2 protein-coding genes are annotated in these 2,355 nt (G+C 48.0%); both read left to right on the top strand.

Annotated elements, in window-relative coordinates; all coding sequences use genetic code 11:
- Positions 1-416: 416 nt before the first annotated feature.
- The gene (locus BBW68_RS20215; RefSeq protein WP_261791535.1) at positions 417-545 is read left to right on the top strand and encodes a hypothetical protein; all 129 of its coding nucleotides are present in this window, start codon (positions 417-419) and stop codon (positions 543-545) included.
- A gap of 36 nt (positions 546-581) precedes the next feature.
- Positions 582-2,273 carry a thiamine pyrophosphate-binding protein gene (locus BBW68_RS09985; RefSeq protein WP_070135244.1) on the top strand — a complete coding sequence of 564 codons (1,692 nt, stop codon included), beginning with the start codon at positions 582-584 and terminating at the stop codon, positions 2,271-2,273.
- Positions 2,274-2,355: the final 82 nt, after the last annotated feature.

Raw genomic sequence — 2,355 nt, 5'->3', positions numbered from 1 at the left:
CGATTCAATCTTCTAACCATGAACAGTATGCCTTAGGAGGGGAGAAGGGAGGAATATTCACTAATTTATTCGTTGATGCTCTGGATGGTGCTGCTGCTAGTTTATTAGGCTGTGTTACACTGGGGGGAGGGAGAGATATATGCACATGTTGATCATCCGCTGGGATAATGGGGGCAACGACCAGTATTTAAGACTAATGTGCAATCATTCATATCTCTAAGGAAAGCTGAACCACCAGTTTCGTTAGCTGATCTACATAGGTTAGATCAAATATTTCACTATATTTGCCGTCAGAGCCCTGAGCGAAGGTTTACGGTACGAAGCTGGCAGTCACATCCGCACCACGCTGATATCCCCCTGTGCAGTTGAAAGCGAGCTGCAACACGGGTAGCTCAGATTCCGATAGCAAAGCGTTTTTGAATGAATTCTATAAGCAGGCGATCCCGGCTCAGGCTATTGCTAAAGCGGTCGATTACGCCATAGACCAGCTTGAAGATGTTGATGTAAATGAGATAGTCATTCGTTCCACTCGTGAAGAATTCTGAAGCCGTATCACATTCCTCTGAATAAGGTAACAGGCTATGAAAGCTATCAATACGTTGGCAGATTTTGCGCCGCGTTCGGGTGCAGATATTCTGCTCGAAGTGCTCGAAAGTGAAGGGGTTGGGTATATTTTTGGTAATCCGGGCACCACTGAATTACCGCTTATTGATGCCCTGCTTCGCCACGACGATATTCATTATATCCTAGCACTACAGGAAAGTAGCGCAGTCGCTATTGCTGATGGGTATGCAAAAGCATCAGGTAAAACCGGCTTTCTGAATTTACATACCGCCAGCGGGTTAGGTCATGGGATGGGGAACCTAATCAACTCAAGAATTATGAAAACTCCGCTTGTCGTGACGGTCGGACAGCAGGACACCCGGCACTATGTTCGCGAGCCACTGCTCTACGATGACGTGGTGTCCATTGCCTCTCCGGTCGTAAAATGGACAAAAGAAGTGACCAGTGCCGCACAGCTTCCGATCCTAGTCAGGCGGGCTTTCCACGATGCCAGCTATCCCCCGGCGGGTCCGGTACTATTGTCACTACCTATGGACGTGATGGAAGAAATGCACGAAGCAAGTATTCTTTCCTCTTCGCGGGTAAACTACCAAACCGTGGCCAGTTCTCTGGATGAGCTGGCGGCCGAGTTAAGTAACGTACAGCCCGGTAAACTAATGATGATTGCCGGAGATGAAATCCACAGCAACCAGTCCACTGAGGAAACCGTCCTTTTGGCAGAAATGCTGGGGGCTCATGTCTACGGTTCGTCATGGCCGTTAAATCTGCCTTTCCCGCCTAATCATCCCCTCTGGCGAGGTAATATGCCTACCACGTCGCGGGATATTGCAAAAATCATCATGAACTACGACGCTGTCTTTATTCTGGGCGGAAAAAGTTTAATTACCATCCTCTACAGCGAAGCTGAATCTATTCCGCAGGACTGCGTGGTTTATCAGCTGTCCTCGGATATGAACGAGTTGGGCAGAACCTATCCCACCAGACTGTCTTTAATGGGTGACATCAAAATTTCGCTTGAGCAACTTTTACCTAAGCTAGAGCGTATCACCTGGCGCAAGAAAGAGATGTATCAGAAGCATCTTAACAAAGCGAAAAGCGAGCGTGAAAAAAATCAGGAGCAGCTTGAAGCTTTCTTCGCCTCTGAATTTGGTCATCCGGTGATTTCGCCGCTGGTCGCAGCCCATGAGGTGCTTCGTGGTATCCCACCGGGCGTCACCATTGTTGATGAGGCTATTGCGACGACAAACTACATCAGAAAATTTATTTCCGATAAGCAGTACTATCGATATTACTTTATGCGCGGCGGCGGCCTGGGATGGGGAATGCCTGCTGCGGTAGGGCATTCACTCGGGCTGGGTCGTGAACCGGTAGTCTGTCTGGTGGGAGACGGCGCAGCAATGTATTCACCGCAAGCCCTGTGGACCGCTGCGCGGGAGGATCTCCCAGTGACCTTTATCGTTATGAATAATTTTGAGTACAATGTACTCAAAAATTTTATGAAAAATCAGCCGTCTTATAGCTCCGTTGCCATGGGGAAATTCATTGGAATGGATTTAATTAATCCTTGCATTGATTTCCAGTCGCTTGCGGCGTCAATGGGTATCAGTGCCTGCCGCGTCACCCAAGCTGGAGATATCGCAGCAGCGGTCAGTATCGGCATAGCGAGCGGAAAGACAAATCTAATTGAGGTGGTAATCTCAGCGGGCTAAAAATTGTTCTGAATATCCCACCAAAATGGATACTCAGTCCGGTTAATTTAATTAATCATCACATCGCGAATTCAGATAATAA

Source organism: Candidatus Erwinia dacicola, from assembly GCF_001756855.1.
In the GTDB taxonomy this organism is placed as follows: domain Bacteria; phylum Pseudomonadota; class Gammaproteobacteria; order Enterobacterales; family Enterobacteriaceae; genus Erwinia; species Erwinia dacicola.
The sequence above is the reverse complement of the archived record's forward strand: the minus strand, read 5'-3'. Positions and strand labels throughout refer to the sequence as shown.